This is a genomic window from Nocardia sp. NPDC057663 (genome assembly GCF_042799895.1).
GTDB lineage: Bacteria > Actinomycetota > Actinomycetes > Mycobacteriales > Mycobacteriaceae > Nocardia.
This window is the reverse complement of the sequence record NZ_JBHVHX010000003.1, coordinates 583,394-598,589: the sequence shown is the minus strand read 5'-3', so window position 1 is coordinate 598,589 and position 15,196 is coordinate 583,394. Positions and strand designations below refer to the sequence as shown.

Annotated in this window: 10 protein-coding genes; 4 read left to right on the top strand and 6 right to left on the bottom strand. The window is 71.6% G+C overall.

Translation table 11 applies throughout. The features are described 5' to 3' along the window. Genes ACFVAV_RS10745 through recC form a run of 3 tightly spaced genes read right to left on the bottom strand, consistent with a single transcriptional unit; the run spans position 1 to position 9,022 of the window. On the bottom strand, positions 1–2,190 hold the full coding sequence (locus ACFVAV_RS10745; protein ID WP_379033240.1) for an AAA family ATPase: 2,190 nt from the start codon (positions 2,188–2,190) through the stop codon (positions 1–3). Further along, entirely contained in the window at positions 2,187–5,552 is a 3,366-nt protein-coding gene (locus ACFVAV_RS10740; protein WP_379033237.1) for a UvrD-helicase domain-containing protein, read from the bottom strand. Before ACFVAV_RS10740 ends, ACFVAV_RS10745 begins: the two co-directional genes overlap by 4 nt. Then, complete coding sequence (gene recC / locus ACFVAV_RS10735; RefSeq protein ID WP_379033234.1) at positions 5,549–9,022, bottom strand: exodeoxyribonuclease V subunit gamma; 3,474 nt, start codon at positions 9,020–9,022, stop codon at positions 5,549–5,551. The genes ACFVAV_RS10740 and recC overlap by 4 nt, the downstream gene beginning before the upstream one ends. A 129-nt stretch (positions 9,023–9,151) precedes the next feature. Here recC and ACFVAV_RS10730 point away from each other — a divergent pair, with 129 nt between their 5' ends. From ACFVAV_RS10730 to ACFVAV_RS10715, 4 genes are all read left to right on the top strand, one after another. After that, positions 9,152–9,418, top strand: coding sequence for a hypothetical protein (locus ACFVAV_RS10730; protein ID WP_379033231.1), 267 nt, complete (start codon positions 9,152–9,154; stop codon positions 9,416–9,418). 84 nt (positions 9,419–9,502) lie between these two features. After that, entirely contained in the window at positions 9,503–10,399 is an 897-nt protein-coding gene (locus ACFVAV_RS10725; RefSeq protein WP_379033228.1) for a tat pathway signal sequence, read from the top strand. Between the two features lie 203 nt (positions 10,400–10,602). Then, positions 10,603–12,033 carry an NAD(P)/FAD-dependent oxidoreductase gene (locus tag ACFVAV_RS10720; RefSeq protein ID WP_379033225.1) on the top strand — a complete coding sequence of 477 codons (1,431 nt, stop codon included), beginning with the start codon at positions 10,603–10,605 and terminating at the stop codon, positions 12,031–12,033. Positions 12,034–12,208: 175 nt separating this feature from the next. Beyond that, entirely contained in the window at positions 12,209–13,018 is an 810-nt protein-coding gene (locus ACFVAV_RS10715) for a hypothetical protein (protein ID WP_379033222.1), read from the top strand. Positions 13,019–13,079: 61 nt separating this feature from the next. Here the strand turns inward: ACFVAV_RS10715 and ACFVAV_RS10710 are convergent, their stop codons facing one another. From ACFVAV_RS10710 to ACFVAV_RS10700, 3 genes are read right to left on the bottom strand one after another with little or no spacing between them, the layout of a single operon-like run. Then, a complete protein-coding gene (locus tag ACFVAV_RS10710) occupies positions 13,080–13,757 on the bottom strand; it encodes an urease accessory protein UreD (RefSeq protein WP_379033220.1) in 678 nt (225 codons plus the stop codon). Further along, positions 13,747–14,454: an urease accessory protein UreG gene (gene ureG / locus ACFVAV_RS10705; protein WP_379033217.1), complete on the bottom strand. Its 708-nt coding sequence runs from the start codon at positions 14,452–14,454 to the stop codon at positions 13,747–13,749. Before ureG ends, ACFVAV_RS10710 begins: the two co-directional genes overlap by 11 nt. Positions 14,455–14,490: 36 nt before the next feature. Beyond that, positions 14,491–15,141 carry an urease accessory protein UreF gene (locus tag ACFVAV_RS10700; RefSeq protein ID WP_379033214.1) on the bottom strand — a complete coding sequence of 217 codons (651 nt, stop codon included), beginning with the start codon at positions 15,139–15,141 and terminating at the stop codon, positions 14,491–14,493. Between the last annotated feature and the right edge of the window lie 55 nt (positions 15,142–15,196).

Below are 15,196 nucleotides of genomic sequence, written 5' to 3'. Positions count from 1 at the left end.
CTACTGCGGCGGGGTGCTCCGGGACAGTCCGCTGGCCCGGAGCACCCGCCGTCCGATGGCGGCGCGAACCGACTCCTCGGTGCCGATGATGCGCACGTGAACCCGGGCACGGGTGATGGCGGTGTAGAGCAATTCCCTGGTCAGCAGCGTGGATTCGGGTTCGGGCAGTACCACCGAGACGGTGTCGTACTGGCTGCCCTGACTGCGGTGGATGGTCATCGCGAACACGGTGACCACCGCGGGGAATTGGGTCGGGTGGACCAGGTACGGCTCACTGCCACGCTGCAGTGCCGCGCGCAGTGACCCGTCGGGACGGCGCACGATCACCCCGGTGTCGCCGTTGTAGATGCGGGCCTCGTGATCGTTGGCGGTGACCAGCAGCGGCTGGCCGGGATACCAGACCGATTGCGGCCCTTCGGGTCCCGCGCCACCTGCCGTGGCCCAGTCCGCGGCCATCCGGTCCCAGCGCTCCACACCGAACGGGCCCTGCCGATGAGCGCAGAGCAGTCGATGGGATTCCAGCGCGGTGAGCGCGCCGACCGCATCGCCCGCATTCGCGGCACCGGTGACGGAGAGGGCCGCGGTGGTCACGTCCGCGCGAACCGCGGCGGTGTCGTCGGGTGCGCACAGCGAGACGTCCGCGCCGCCTGCCCGCAGGATCGCCAGCGCGGCATCCGCGTCACCCGCGCGCACGGCGACGGCCAGGTCCGCGATCCGGCCACCGAAACGCCTGCCCCGCGTCAGCCGCACGATGCCACCGCGCAGGCGGCGCTGCTCCAGCGCACTGAGCGACTCTGTATCTGATTGCGCCCCGACCAGATTCGCCGGCAGGCCCGTCCCTGGCGACCGCTCGGCCTCGCGGTCCGCCCCCGCAGCCACCCGGTGTTCCGTCGCGGGCAGACCCGACACGGCAGGCGTCCGATGTTCCGTTGCGGGCAGACCCGACACGGCAGGCGTCCGATGTTCCGTTGCGGGCAGGCCCGAGTCCGCAGGCGTCGGATGATCCGTTGCGGGCAGGCCCGAGTCCGCAGGCATCCGGTGTTCCATCGCGGGCAGCCCCGGCACCGCCTGCTCGACGGCAGCTTCCGTCGCGGGCCGCGCCCCGAGCGGCGAATCGGAGTGCAGCAACTCCCGCAGCGCCGGGTTCGGTGCACCGCTGATCGGTCCGGCGACCAGATCAGCCAGCACCGCACCGGCATCGACGGAGGCCAGCTGGTCCGGGTCACCCACCAGGACCAGCCGGGTGTCGGGCCGCAGCGCGGAGAACAGGTGGCTCATCATCGTGAGCGACACCATGGACGTCTCGTCGACCACCACCACGTCGTAGGGCAGGCGGTTGTGTTCGTGGTGCCGGAATCGTGTGGTGCGTCCCCGTTGCCAGCCGAGCAGGCGATGCAGGGTGGCGGCGGTCAGCTCGGGCAGTCCGAGTTCGGCGGCCTGCTGGCGCACGGCTTCCTGGAGACGCGCGGCGGCCTTGCCGGTCGGCGCGGCGAGCGCAATGCGCAAAGCGGGCAGTTTCGGGGAGGCGCGGCGATGCGCGGTGAGCAGGGCGAGGATCCGGGCGATCGTGTGGGTCTTGCCGGTGCCGGGGCCGCCGGCCACGACAGTGGTCCAGTGGGTAGCGGCGAGGGCGGCGGCCAGCCGCTGCCGATCGGGGCCCTCACCGAGGGGGTCCGCGAAGAGCCGATCGAGTTCCGCGCGGACGAGTTCGGTATCGATCTCGGGGTGGTCGGCACTGCGCTCGGTGAGCACCCGCCGCAGGATCTGCTCCTGCTGGTAGTACCGGTCGAGGTAGAGCAGCGCGCCACCCTCGGCATCGGCTTCGACGATCCGCAACGGACGCAGCGGACCGGCTTGCCCGCCACAGATCAGCGGACTGCGCCGCAATGCCGCGAGCACGCGATCGGTGTCCGGCCACGGCAGTGTCGCCGGGTCGATTCCCGTTGCGGTGTCGCGGGTTTCGTCGGCATCGATGCCGATCTCGCGCATGCGCGCCAACTCCAGGCACACCGATCCCGACCGCACCGCGCGTACCGCCAGCGCGGCCGCGAACAGCACATCCTCGTCGTCCTCACGACCCATCCGGCCCAGCCGCACCGCGACGTGCACATCGGCGGCGGAGAGCACTCCGGCTTCGTTGAAGACACGCAGCAGCCCAGTTCCCCGCTGCGCCACCTGGATAGACGTCATTGCGCCCCTCCCGCGAGCAGATCCGACAGTGCGACAACGAGTTCGGCGGGTGGATGCCAGTCGAAGATCCCGTGGCCGGGTGGGGTGGCCGCGCCGATCATGCCGCGCACGAACAGGTAGCGGGCGCCGCCGAGATGGCGGGCCGGGTCGTAGCCGGGCAGCCGCCAGCGCAGATAGCGGTGCAGCGCCACCGCGTACAGCAGGGCCTGCAGCGGATAGTGGGACCGGATCATCTCCGTCACCATGTGCTCGCGACGGTAGTGCTCGACGGTGAGATCGCCGCTGCCGAGCCGGTTCGTCTTGTAGTCGACGATGAGGTAGCGATGCTCGCCCGGGGCGTCGGGTACCCGCAGCACGGCGTCGATACTGCCGGTGAGGTACCCGCGCAGGACGGTGTCGGGCAGCGCCGCCAGGTGGTCGGCGTAGCCGCACAGCACGTCGCCGGCGGGCAGGTGGGTCCGCAGCAGGTCGGCGATCGCGTGCATCCCCGCCGACCGGGCACCGGGGGTGTCACCGCCACCGAGCGGCAGCTCGAATTCCAGCTCGGACAGTCGATCACGGGGCACGATCGCGGCGAGCGAGCCGAAATCGGCGGGGGTGCACAGGACTTCGAGGAGCGCGGTGGACAGCAGGTCGACGTCGAGTTCGGCCATGGTGTGCTCGACCGCTTCCACACAGCGGGTGTGGACCTCGGCGGCGAGGTCCGGCGCCGAGGTGTCGACGGTTTCCAGGACGCCGTGCACGAGTGTGCCGAACTCCGCACCGTAGGGCAGCGCGTTCATCAGGGAGGGCGCGCCCGTACCGCCGGTGGGGGCGTCGACGGGAGCCGCGGCCGGTTCGTCGTCGGGGCCCGGTCCGTCTTCGGGCTCCTCCTCGGTGACGCCCGCGATGTCGTGGGCGCCCGCCGTGAGCGCGGAATACGAGGTCCGGCGCCACTGCTGGTCGAGCACCCGCGTGAAACCGGCCGCGGCCAGGTCGCCGGTCGGCAGTTCGGTACGAACCCGCCGGGGGGCGACATCTTCGGGACGGTCGACCGCGGTCACCGAGATCACCTCGGACGCGGGTGCGGCCCACTCGGAGATCCGTTGCACCGCTGCGGTATCCGCGGGGATCTCCGCCCGCCGCGGTACCTGCGCGGACCCCGGCCGCCTGCCGAGGATCATCCGGTGCAGAGGCGCCGCGCCGGTGGTGACCGCGGGCGCCCACCAGGCGACGACCTGGCACATGGCACGGGTCAGCGCGACATACAGCAGCCGCAGCTCCTCCCCTGATTCCTCGGCCTCACAGCGCATTTGGCGTTCGCTGTAGCCGGGCGCCTCCTTGCCGCCGATGTCGAGGACGCGGGTGCCGTTGTCGTCGTGGAACAGCAGCGTCGCCGGGTAGGGGTTCTTGGCGCTGTCCCACGCGAAAGGCAGGTAGACGATGGGGAATTCGAGGCCCTTGCTGGCGTGCACGGTCGCGATCTGCACGGCCGCCGCGTCCCGGTCGAGGCGCCTGCTGCGGCCGCTGATGCTGCCCGCCTCCGGGTCGCGCACCCGGTCGGCCAGCCAGCGGGTCAGCGCGGTCAGGCCCAGCCCGTCGGCGAGGGCGACCTCGTCGAGCAGCTGGGCGATATGGCGCAGGTCGGTCAGTTCGCGTTCGCCGTTCTCCACCGCGAGCAGGCGCGGCGCGAGATCGGTTTCGGTGGCGAGCTTGTCGAAGACCGCGGCGAACCCCGCCCGACCGAACAGCCGGGCCGCCTCCCGCAGCTGGGTGGACACCCGGCCGACGAGATCGGCTCCGCCTGCGTCGATCTCGGCGACGGTCACGCCCAGGATCGGCGTGCACGCGGCCAGCCGCACCCGGTCGCCGCGATGCGGCTGTTCCAGCGCCCGCAGCACCCACAGCCAGTCGGTGGCGGCCACGGTGGCGAAAACGCTGGTGCCACCGGCCAGGACGGACGCGACGCCGACCCGGTCCAAGGCGGCCCGCACCACGTCGATCTGGGTGCGGGTGCGCACGAGGACCGCGATGTCGCCCGGCCCGATCGGCCTGCGCACCCGCCCGTCGCCGACCTCGGTGAGCGAATGATCCGCGCCCCGTTCGGGTTTGGCCTCGATGGCCGCCCCGGATTCGAGCAGGGTCACGATGTCGGCGGCCAGGTCGTCGGCCACCTTCGTCCGCTGCCTGCCGACCGAGGGAAACCCCGACCGGTTGCGGGGGCCTGCCCCGGTGCGCGGCAGCACCCGCAGCCGCAGCGGCGTGATCACCTCGGGGTCGCCGTGCAGCCGGGTCGCGGGCCGGGTCGGCGTGACGGGGTAGACGCTGATCTCGGGGTGACCCAATTCCGCACCGCCGCACAGATGGTCGACGGCGCGCAGCAGACCCGCGTCGCTGCGCCAGTTGCGGGTGAGTTCGCTGCGCTGCTGGGCGAGGGCCACGGCGTCGAGGTAGCTGAGCACCTCCGCGCCGCGGAAGGCGTAGATGGCCTGTTTCGGGTCGCCGACCAGGACGAGGGTGGCGTGTTCGTGGAAGGCCCGGCGCAGGATGTCCCACTGGAGCGGGTCGGTGTCCTGGAACTCGTCGACCAGCGCGACCCGGTACCGCTGCCGGATCCGCGCGCAGGCCCGCGGGCCGTGCTCCGGGTCGGCGAGGACCTCGTGCAGCAGGACCAGCAGATCGTCGAAATCGCGCAGTCCCGCACGGCGTTTGCGGCGTTCGGTCTCTGCGCGGACCGCCGTCGCGAAGGCGACCCGCGCACCGGCCGCGCCGTCGGTGCGTGGCGCGAGGTCGGCGTGCCGGTCGTGCACGGCGGCCAGGGCGAGGGTGTGTGCCTCGCGGAGGGTGAACGGCGCCCGGTCACGGGCGTAGCGGGCCAGGTAGAGGTCGTCGGCGACGGTGGCGACGAGTTCGTCGACCGATTCGACCAGCCGGGCGCCCGGATCGTGCTCGCCCGCCAGGCCGAGTTCGTCGAGCATGCGCTGGCAGAACGAGTGCGTGGTGGCGATGGTGCCCGCGTCGAAATCGGCCAGGGCGGTGAGCAATCGGTGCCTGCGCAGCCGCAGCGTCGCCGGGTCGGTGTCGGCCAGCGCGCGCACCAGCTCGTCCGGATGGGCACGCGCGACATGCTGGTCGGCCAGGGCGGCGGCGACGGTGACGAAGCGGTCCCTGGTCCGTTCGCGCAGTTCCTGGGTGGCGGCGCGGCTGAAGGTCACCAGCAGCAGTTCGGTGATGCCGATCCCCGCCTCGGCGACATAGCGGACGGCGAGACCGACGATGGCGTGCGTCTTGCCCGTACCCGCGCTGGCCTCGAGCACGGTGGTGCCCTCGGGCAGCGCGCCCGCGGCGTCGAAGGCGGCGGGCGCCGACATCGTCCCGGTCATGGTTGCCCCTGACTCTCGGCGGCGAGCAGCGGCGCCCACCAGCGGCGCGCGACCGCGCCGAAGCGGGTGCTCTCCGCCTCGCCCGCCCGGGCGGATTCCGCGGCGAGCTGGGCGAATCGGGGCGCGCGACCCCACACGTAGCGCAGGTAGCGGTCGGTGTGGTCACCGAATTTGTCGGGGCCGTTGGGTCCGCCGTCGAAGGCGTGTTCGGCCGCGAGCAGGGCGTCGGCGACGCTGTCACCGCGGAAGCGGCGCTCGGCGTAGGCGGCGGTGGCGGCGGGCGCGACCGGCAGCGGTTCGCACAGTCCCTCGTCGCGCAGGCGGACCAGCTCACGCAGCACGGCCAGCGCGGCGGGAGCCTCCGGCGCCACGATCACCGAGCGGGCGACGGGCCTGCTGCGGAACTGGCCGCGGCCGGTGCTGATCGCCCGCCACGACCTGTCCTCGGTCGCGGCGAGCGCGAGCAGCGAAACCCACGCCGCCAGACGGTGTTTGGGTGCCAGCCGGGAGTAGGTGGTGCGCACCAATGTCTCGCCACGCACCTCGGGGACGGTACCGGCCAGGGTGCGGCCGTTGCCGAGATCGATCGCGATGTCGACGGCACGGGGGGACGCCGCGTAGTCGGGCAGTGCGGTGCGCACGAGGGTGTCGACGGTGCCCTCCACCTCGTCGAGTACCGCGGCGCCGAAACCGAACGGCGGCAACGTACCTCGCCGCCATTCGGCGGCGCGCAGCCCGGCGGGGTCGGCGCCGGTGAGCCGCGCCGTCAGCATCCGTTCGCCCAGATCCCATTTCGCCAAGCCGTCGAGTTCGATCGGCAGCTGATCGGCGATGTCCTCGGCCTCCTCGGGCACCCGCAGCCCGAGCCGCTGCCACAGGAACGCCCGCACCGGATGTTCGGCGAACGAGATCAGTTCCGCCAGTGCGACATCCGCGAGCGGGGCGGGCGGCAGCGGCGCGGCCAGCAGCGGCGGACGTGGCTGGGACGGGCGCGCGGCGGCACGGGCACCGGCCAGGGCGACGGTGTCGAAACTGCGCGGACGGTCGGGGGCGAAATTGCGACGGTCGAAGGACTGCAAGGGATGCCGGACATGGACCGTGGCCATCGCCGCGCGGCCCACCTGGGCGGTGAGGACGTCGAGCAGCTCGGCCACCGGCACCGCGGGCGGGCGCGCGGCGCCGGTGACCGGGTCGGCGCCGGTGTGCAGGATCAGCAGCTTCTCCCCCGCCGCCATGATCGCGTCGAGCAGCAGCTGACGGTCCTCGCTGCGGGCATCGCGCTCGCCGACCAGGGGGTCGCGGGCCAAGAGGTCGTCGCCGTCGACGGTGCCGGGGCGGGGGAAGACGTCGTCGTCGAGTCCGAGCAGGAGCACGACCCGGTGCGGCACCGATCGCATCGGCACCAGTGTGCACACGGTGAGTTCGCCGGTGCGGAAGTTGGCGCGGCCGGGCCCGCCCGCCAGGCGCCCGGTCAGCAACACCGCGACATCGGCGAGCCGCAGCGGCGTGGCACCCGCGTGCTCGGTGGCGGCGACGATCTCGCGGCGGGCCTCGGTCCGGATCCAGGAGTGCGCGTCCGGCACGTCGGTGAGCAGGTCGACCGCGCGCAGCAGCACCGCCGTCCACTCCGCGGCAGGCCGCGGGCCGCGCAGATCGCGCAGGCAGACAGCTAGCCGGTCGACGAATTCGGCGAACCGGCCCGCCAGGTCGACATCGTTGGAGTCGACATCGTCGAGCGGCAAGGCCAGATCCAGCCAGTCGTCACCGGACTCGTCGGCGGTGACGCCGAGCAGGATCCGGTCGACGGCGGCATTGAGGGTGTTCTGCGCGAAGTCGGCGAGGCCGAACGCCTCGCGCTGCCGCTGCCCGATCCCCCAGCGGGCGCCCGACTCGGCCGCCCATTCGCGCAGTCGCTCGATGTCGTCGTCGTCGAACCCACAGCGGCGGCGCACGGTCTCGCTCGCCGCCAGGTCCAGCACCTGCGTCACAGTGACGCGTCCGTCGGCCAGTTCCAGCAGCTCGATGACCACGGCCAGCATCGGGTTGGTGACCGCCCGCCCGCGATCGGCGAGCCGGACCCGCAGCTGGTGCGCCGGGTGTTCGCCCTCGACGGGCAGGTCCACCGCACCGGCCCCGCGATGTCCGAAGGCGGCCCGCACCAGCGGGGCGTAGGCCTCGACGTCCGGGCACATGATCAGCACGTCTCGAGGCTGGAGCGTGGGATCGCCCGAGAAGGTCGTCAGGAGCAGGTCGCGCAAGACCTCGACCTGCCGGGCGGGGCCGTGGCAGGCGTGCACCTCGACGGTGCCGTCCGGACTCGCGCCCGCCGCCGGAACCCGGTCGTCCCGGATCGCGGTCTGCACGGCGCCGAGCAAGGTGGTCGCCGCAGACTCGGCGGCGAGGTGAATCTCGCTGTGCAGCAACGGGTTCAGACGCTGTTGCAGTTCGCGAACGTCTCTGGCCAGTCCGGTCAGGAGGGGGTGGCGAACCAGATCGGCGGTGTGGTCGGCCGATCGCGGGACCACACCGCTGCGGTCCGGCGCCGGCATGACAGCCGCCGGACCGGCTCCCGCTGGGCCAAGGTGCGCTGAAGCCGACGATGTCGCTTGCTGTGGTGCGGTGCCGGACGCGCCACCTGCCGCCGTCGCAGTCGGGTCGCCTGGAGCGCCGCCGTCAGCGCCCACCGCCGCCGACAGCGCCGTCCACATCGCGGGGCTGGGATGGGCGAGCCACAGGTGGACCTCGCGGTGTTCGGCCAGGGCGGTCAGTACAGCCAACTGGTCGGCAGGCAGCCGGGTGAGACCGAACAGGGACAGGCGTTCGGGAAGATCGACGGAATCCGGTTCGGCCCGCAGCCGGGCGCACGCGGCAGCCAAGCGCTCGGCCGGGCTCGGCGAGCCGACGGCCGCGCGCAGTGCTCGCCAGAGCAGCGGTTGCCAGGCGAGGTCGTCGGGCACGGTGCCGCCCACGCCATCGGTATCGGCACCCGCCGCCCAGTCGAGGAGCAGTTGCGGTCGCTGCGCGGCGTAGGAGTCGAACAGGGTCGCGAGGTGCGCGGCGGTGGCGTAGCGCCTGCCCACCCGGTGCCCGGCACCGGGCAGGCCGAGATGCCGCGCCAGGACCGCCGCCCACGGCTGATCGGCGACCTCGTCGATCACCCCGAGCAAGGTCCACACCAGCCGCTGTCCGTGCCACGGATCGTCGGCGGGCGCGACCCCGCTCGCCGCGGCCAGCACCTCGGCTACCAGCGCCGTCGGCGCGGGAAACGCGATATTGGCGGCCACACCGTCCCCCGTGCCCGCCACTCCGAGCACACCCGACAGCCGCTGCGCCAGCCAGCGCTCCACACCTTTGGCTGGCACCGCGACCACCTCGGTGGTGAACGGGTCGGCCGGTACGGCACCGAGCACACCCGCGAGTCCGTCGGCCAGCGCGTCGGCACGTTCGGCGCGATGGAGGTGCAGCGGCATCCGTTGTTTATACGCCCAGCGACCGACCCGCAATCGTGCGGCCCCGCCGTCACCACCGACCAGGGCAAGTGAAATAGGCCACACCGCAACGCGTTACCGGCCGCGCCTACGCTACCGGGGAAACCGGCCGTGGGATCGTTGTTCTTCGGGTGGGACAGTTCGGCCGCAGGCGAAAGGCTGGTCCGGTTCATGATCGCGCAGGTGATTCCCCTGGTTCCCGGTGGCGGTTTCATCGTCCGGCGCGCAGGCGCCCGCTGGGAGCTGATCAATTCCCGGCGCTACGGGCCGGACCAGGTGCTGCACTCCTGGCCGCTCGATCAGCACGGCGAAGCGTTCGAACACTGCCACCGGCTCAACGGCTGCACCATCGCGACACCGCACGCCGCCCATCACTGAGCGGAAAACCGGTGCGGCGCAACGGCGCTGTAACAACTCGGCGGATTTCTCCGCAAATAGTGCGCTCGGGCGCCGGGTGTGCGAATGTGGTCCCTCGTGCGTGACCGTTCCCCCTCCACCCGCGTCGTATCCCGGGTCGCAGCAACCGCCTGTCTCCTCGCCGCCGCAGCCGTCCTCACTCCGGGCGTCCCGGTGCTGACGGCTCCGGCTCAAGCCGCGCCGCCCGCGTTGACCCAGGTATCGCTACCGGGCTTCGACAACGACATGAGTTCGCGGATCGCGCGAGTGAACGCCTACCTCGCCGGCCGCCCCGGCGTCGCCGGCTACGTCCTGCGCGACCGCCAGACCGGCGGGATCTACGCCAGCGAGCACGCCGAGAACCAGGTGTGGACCGCGTCCACGATCAAGCTCGCGATCGCCGCCGACCTGCTCAACCGGGCCAGGGTCGGCGCCATCGGCCTGGCTCCCGAGGACCGCACCAACATCGAGGCGATGCTGGCCACCTCCAACGATGCCGCCACCAACGTGCTGTGGAACAAGTTCATCGGCTTCGACCGGATGGCCTACAACAACGCGTTCCGCGCGTACGGCATGGTCAGCCTGATCCCGCAGCCGACCATGTCGGCGATGTTCCCCGACTGGTCGTTCCAGAAGTGCACCGCCGCCGACCTCGACCGGCTGATGAACACCATCCTCGACACCATGCACCCCGACGACCTGGCCTACCTGCTGGACCGGATGCGTACGGTCGACTCCAACCAGCACTGGGGCGTGTGGGGCGCGGGCTCGCGGATGCGTCCCGGCCTGAAGAACGGCTGGTCGGCCGAGGCCGACGGCTGGGTGGTCAACTCGGTCGGCGTCGCGGGCAACGGTGAGCGCTACACGCTCGCCATCATGAACGCGCTCGGCGCCGAGGGCGGCTACACCGAGGGCGCCGAGACGGATACCAAGGTGGCCGAGCTTCTGCTTGCCGGTCGCTGACCCTCCCGGTCCCGTATTCTCGATCTTGTCAGCCGGTCCGGGCGCCACGGTGGATCTCACCGCGGCGTCCGGCACCCGGTGAATGAACGCACCACAGCAAGATCGGAACCGGGATCTCGTGGCGACGTCGCATCCGGAGCCGACTACGGTTAACCCCGTCACCACCATTGCGGGGCCCACCCCGTCTGTCGAGGAGCAGGACGATGAGCACTCAGTCTGTCGGGAACCAGCGACACCGTGTGGTGGTGATCGGTTCCGGGTTCGGCGGTTTGTTCGGCACCAGGCACCTGCGCAAGGCCGATGTCGACATCACCCTGATCTCCAAGACCTCCACCCACCTGTTCCAGCCGCTGCTGTACCAGGTGGCCACCGGCATCCTCTCGACCGGCGAGATCGCCCCCGCCACCCGCCTGGTGCTGCGCAAGCAGAAGAACGCGCAGGTGCTGCTCGGTGACGTCCACGATATCGACCTGGTCAACAACACGGTCACCTCGCGATTACTCAACCGCGACACCGTCACCCCCTTCGACAGCCTCATCGTCGCCACCGGCGCGCAGCAGTCGTACTTCGGCAACGACCACTTCGCCACCTTCGCGCCCGGCATGAAGACCATCGACGACGCGCTCGAACTGCGCGCGCGCATCCTCGGCTCGTTCGAGCAGGCCGAGCTGGCGACCACCCAGGAAGAGCGCGACCGGCTGATGACGTTCATCGTCGTCGGCGCGGGCCCCACCGGTGTCGAGCTCGCGGGCCAGATCGCCGAGCTCGCCGACCGCACGCTCGACGGCACCTTCCGCACCATCGACCCGCGCGACGCGCGCGTCATCCTGCTCGAGGGCGCGGGCGCCGTCCTCGGCCCGATGGGTCCCAAGCTGGGCGCCAAGGCCGCCAAGCGGCTGGAGAAGATGGGCGTGGAGATCCAGCTCAACGCCATGGTGACCGATGTCGACGCGCACGGTGTCGTCGTCAAGGACGCCGACGGCAGCACCCGGCGGATCGAAGCCACCTGCAAGGTGTGGTCGGCCGGTGTGCAGGCCAGCCCGCTGGGCAAGATGATCGCCGAGCGTTCCGACGGCACCGAGGTCGACCGGGCCGGTCGCGTGATCGTGGAACCGGACCTCACCGTCAAGGGCCATCCGAACGTCTTCGTGGTCGGCGACCTCATGTCGGTGCCGGGTGTGCCGGGTCAGGCGCAGGGCGCGATCCAGGGTTCGACGTATGCGGCCAAGGCCATCAAGTCCGGTCTCAAGGGACAGACCCCGGAGCAGCGGCAGCCGTTCAAGTACTTCAACAAGGGCTCGATGGCGACGATCTCGCGCTTCGACGCCGTCTGCCAGATCGGCAAGATCGAGTTCAGTGGGTTCCTGGCCTGGCTGGCCTGGCTGGCGCTGCACCTCTACTACCTGGTGGGCTACCGCAGCCGGATCGTCACCGTGATCGGCTGGTTCGTCTCGTTCCTCGGCCGCAACCGCGGTCAGATGGCCGCCACCGAGCAGTGGGTCTTCGCCCGGCTGGCGATCGAGGAGGTCCAGTCCGACAAGGCCGACGCCGACGAACTCGCCGCCGCGCTCGGCGCGCCCCGCGTCAACAGCAGCAAGCCGGCGCGGGTGCGCGAGGAGCGCGAAGTCAGCTGATTCACGCCTATGGAAGGCCGGGCGGTTCTTTGAACCGCCCGGCCTTCGTCGTTCCGGTTCCCGTTCCGCACACCGGCATTCCGGCCAGCCGTCGTTTCGGACCCATCCGGGTCCGGGATCGGTCCGAATGCCGGAGGTCATATGTGTGACCAATCCCCAGGATGAAAGGTGATCTATGGCGACGGGGAAACACAGGGCGCCGAGCCCGCAGCGACAGAAGGTGGGTTCGGTCGTCGCGGCGGGAGCGGTCCCCCTGGTCATGGCCCTGATCGGCACGGGCACCGCGAATGCCGATCCCGCGCAGGCGGCGGTGACCCAGCCCGAACACCCGGCCGGGCCGGAGTTCGACGTGGTGGCGCCCAACGCCACTCCGTATGTGGGCCAGCAGATGCCGGAGAACACGCGCAGCTCGCTGCAGTGGTCGCGGACGGGCCCGGAAACGGATTACCTGTCTCCGGTGGGCACGCTGCACACGCCGACCCCGGTCGCGCCGGTGCCGCCGATCCTGCCGCCGCCGGGACAGTTCCGCTTCGGTGACCAGCTGGTTCCGGTACCGGACTTCGTTCCGGTCGACACGTCGATCCAGATCAACGACACGGCGGCCAACGCCGAGGCCAATCTCGCGACGTTCCTCGACTCGGTCGGGCTCGAGCGCAGCCGTTCGGACCGGATCGCCTCGTCGACCCTCGGCACCGCCGCGCGCGGCGCGGCGGTCGGGTCGATGGTGGCTACGCCCTTCGCCATGGGGGCGAGCACGGCAGGCGCGGTGGCCGGCCTCGTCACCGGTATCGTCTTCTTGCCGATCGGCCTGGTCGCAGGCCCGATCCTGGGCGGGATGGCCGCCTACTCGGCAGTGTCGGTGCCGTTCACGCTCGTCGGCGCCGGAATCGGCGCGGTGGTAGGTGCGGCGAACGGTTTCCTCGCTCCGCCGCGAGCGGGGACGCCGGATTCGATCGCCGACGAAGCGGAGTTGGTCAGCGCCTGATCCTCGGGCAAACAGCAGTGGGAGCCGGATATCCGTCCGGCTCCCACTGTTGTCTCGTGCGCTATCCGACGGCCGCCGTGACCGGCACACCGGCACTCAGACGAGTACTCGTGTGGGTCGCGAGTGAACCACCGGCGGCCAGCGGCAACCGAACCGCGTCGATACTTCCCGCCCAGGCGGCTCGATCGTCCGGATAGACCAGTTCGCTGTCGAGCGCGCGCGGCGCACGCAGCCGGTCGTCGGTGGACGCCCCCGCCCCGAGCTCGAGGCGGTGCCGCAGCAACGGAATCGCACCGAGGTCGGCCACCAGGTCACCGCGCCATCCGCCGTTGTCTTCCCCGCTGCGCCCCACCTGCACGCGCTCGCGCAGTCGTAGCCGGGCATCGGGCGCCAGCTGGACCGTGGTCACCGTGTGATGGTGCGCGCCGCCCGCCACGATCGTCGGCTCCGGGTCGACATCCAGTTCGGCGCCCGCCCCGATCTCGAAGCGCCAGTGCGCCACCGACAGCGGGGTGCGGGTGCTCGGCAGCGCGATCGTCGCCGCCACCGACCGGACGACCAGCCGCGCGCCGGGCAGCACCACGACGCTGATATCGAGTTCGTCCCCGCCGAGCGGGGTCGCCGCCGTACCGATCAGATGCACGGTGTCGGCACCGGTGTACCGCGCGGCCAGGCCGCCGACCGCGTCGATGCGGGGCAGCCGGCCCGGTGCGGCGACGATGCTCAGCTCAGTGCGCAACGCCGGTGGCCGCGTCCTGCTCGGCGACGACCCGCAGCTGTTCGCGCACCCAGGCCAGCACCGGGGTGGCGGCCGGGTCGTCGGTCAGCGACACCAGGGCGGTGGGACGGCCCTCGCGCACCGTGGCCGCGTCGCGTTCCATCACGCCCAGATCGGCGCCCACCAGCGGAGCCAGGTCGGTCTTGTTCACCACCAGCAGGTCGGAGAAGGTGACGCCGGGGCCGCCCTTGCGCGGCACCTTGTCGCCACCTGCCACGTCGACGACGAAGATCTGCACGTCGATCAGGCCGGAGGAGAACGTCGCGGTGAGGTTGTCGCCGCCGGATTCCACCAGGATCAGATCCAGCGGCGGGTTGGCCGCCACCAGGTCGTCGATGGCGTCGAGGTTGGCGGTGATGTCGTCGCGGATGGCGGTGTGCGGGCAGCCGCCGGTCTGCACGGCAGTGATCCGCTCGTCGGGCAGCACGGCGTGCCTGCGCAGGAAGTCCGCGTCCTCGGTGGTGTAGATGTCGTTGGTCAGCACGGCCAGCGACAGTTCCGCGCGCAGCTGCCTGCACAGGGCGGCGACCAGCGCGGTCTTGCCGGAGCCGACCGGGCCGCCGATGCCGATGCGCAGCGCCTCGCCCGGCGCGCGGTGGCGCTTGGGGCGGTCGTGGCTGTGCTCGTGCGGTTCGCCATCGATCAGATGGGGAGGCATGGGAACTCCTTCTCGTGGGGACGGGATTCGGTGCGGCTAGGAGGCGAACAACGGCATGTCACGGTGCAGATGACGTTCGGCCAGCGCGTCCTGCACCGGATCCGACAGCGCGGCCGGACCGGTGGCGGCTTCGGCGGCGATCCGGTCGCACAGCGGCGCGAGCCGCATCGTGCCCGCGGCGATGTCGGCGGGATCGAGGGCGAGCAGTCGCTGGGCAGCGGTGGCGGCGCCGGTGAGCGTCGTGTAGACGACCACACCGGCGAGCTGTTCGGGGCGGGCCGCGCAGGCGGCGCCGACCATGCCGAACACCGTCGACAGATGCGGCCGGACCCCGGCGGGAGCCCAATCATGGTGCGGCCACAATTGTTTGGCCAGCCGCAGCAGACCACGGCCCTGGGCGCGCGAGGCAGCGCGGGCGGCAGGCGACGGGGTGCGGGCGTCGGCTTCGAGTTCGGCGCGTTCCGGGGTCAGCGTCGCGCCGCACACCGCGGCAGCGAGCGAGGCCGCGACGAGCCCGGAGGTCGCGATCCGCCGGCGCAGGTACAGCTCGACACTCGCGGTGTCGCGCACCAATCCCGACGACACCGCTTCCTCGACACCGCCGGAGTGCACGTGCCCGCCGATCGGCAGGCGCGAATCGGCCAGCGCGAGCAATGTCGCCAGGCCCGCCGCACCCTCGTTTCCCATCCGCCGATCCTATGCAACGGACCTGGACATCCGCCCGGTGAGGCGACCGGCGGGT

Coding starts and splice junctions, on each gene's coding strand:
- ACFVAV_RS10725 (WP_379033228.1), top strand. CDS start 9,503: ATGTGGTCCCTCGTGCGTGACCGTTCCCCCTCCACCCGCGTCGTATCC.
- recC (WP_379033234.1), bottom strand. CDS start 9,022: ATGCCGCTGCACCTCCATCGCGCCGAACGTGCCGACGCGCTGGCCGAC.
- ACFVAV_RS10740 (WP_379033237.1), bottom strand. CDS start 5,552: ATGACCGGGACGATGTCGGCGCCCGCCGCCTTCGACGCCGCGGGCGCG.
- ACFVAV_RS10715 (WP_379033222.1), top strand. CDS start 12,209: ATGGCGACGGGGAAACACAGGGCGCCGAGCCCGCAGCGACAGAAGGTG.
- ACFVAV_RS10745 (WP_379033240.1), bottom strand. CDS start 2,190: ATGACGTCTATCCAGGTGGCGCAGCGGGGAACTGGGCTGCTGCGTGTC.
- ACFVAV_RS10700 (WP_379033214.1), bottom strand. CDS start 15,141: ATGGGAAACGAGGGTGCGGCGGGCCTGGCGACATTGCTCGCGCTGGCC.
- ACFVAV_RS10720 (WP_379033225.1), top strand. CDS start 10,603: ATGAGCACTCAGTCTGTCGGGAACCAGCGACACCGTGTGGTGGTGATC.
- ureG (WP_379033217.1), bottom strand. CDS start 14,454: ATGCCTCCCCATCTGATCGATGGCGAACCGCACGAGCACAGCCACGAC.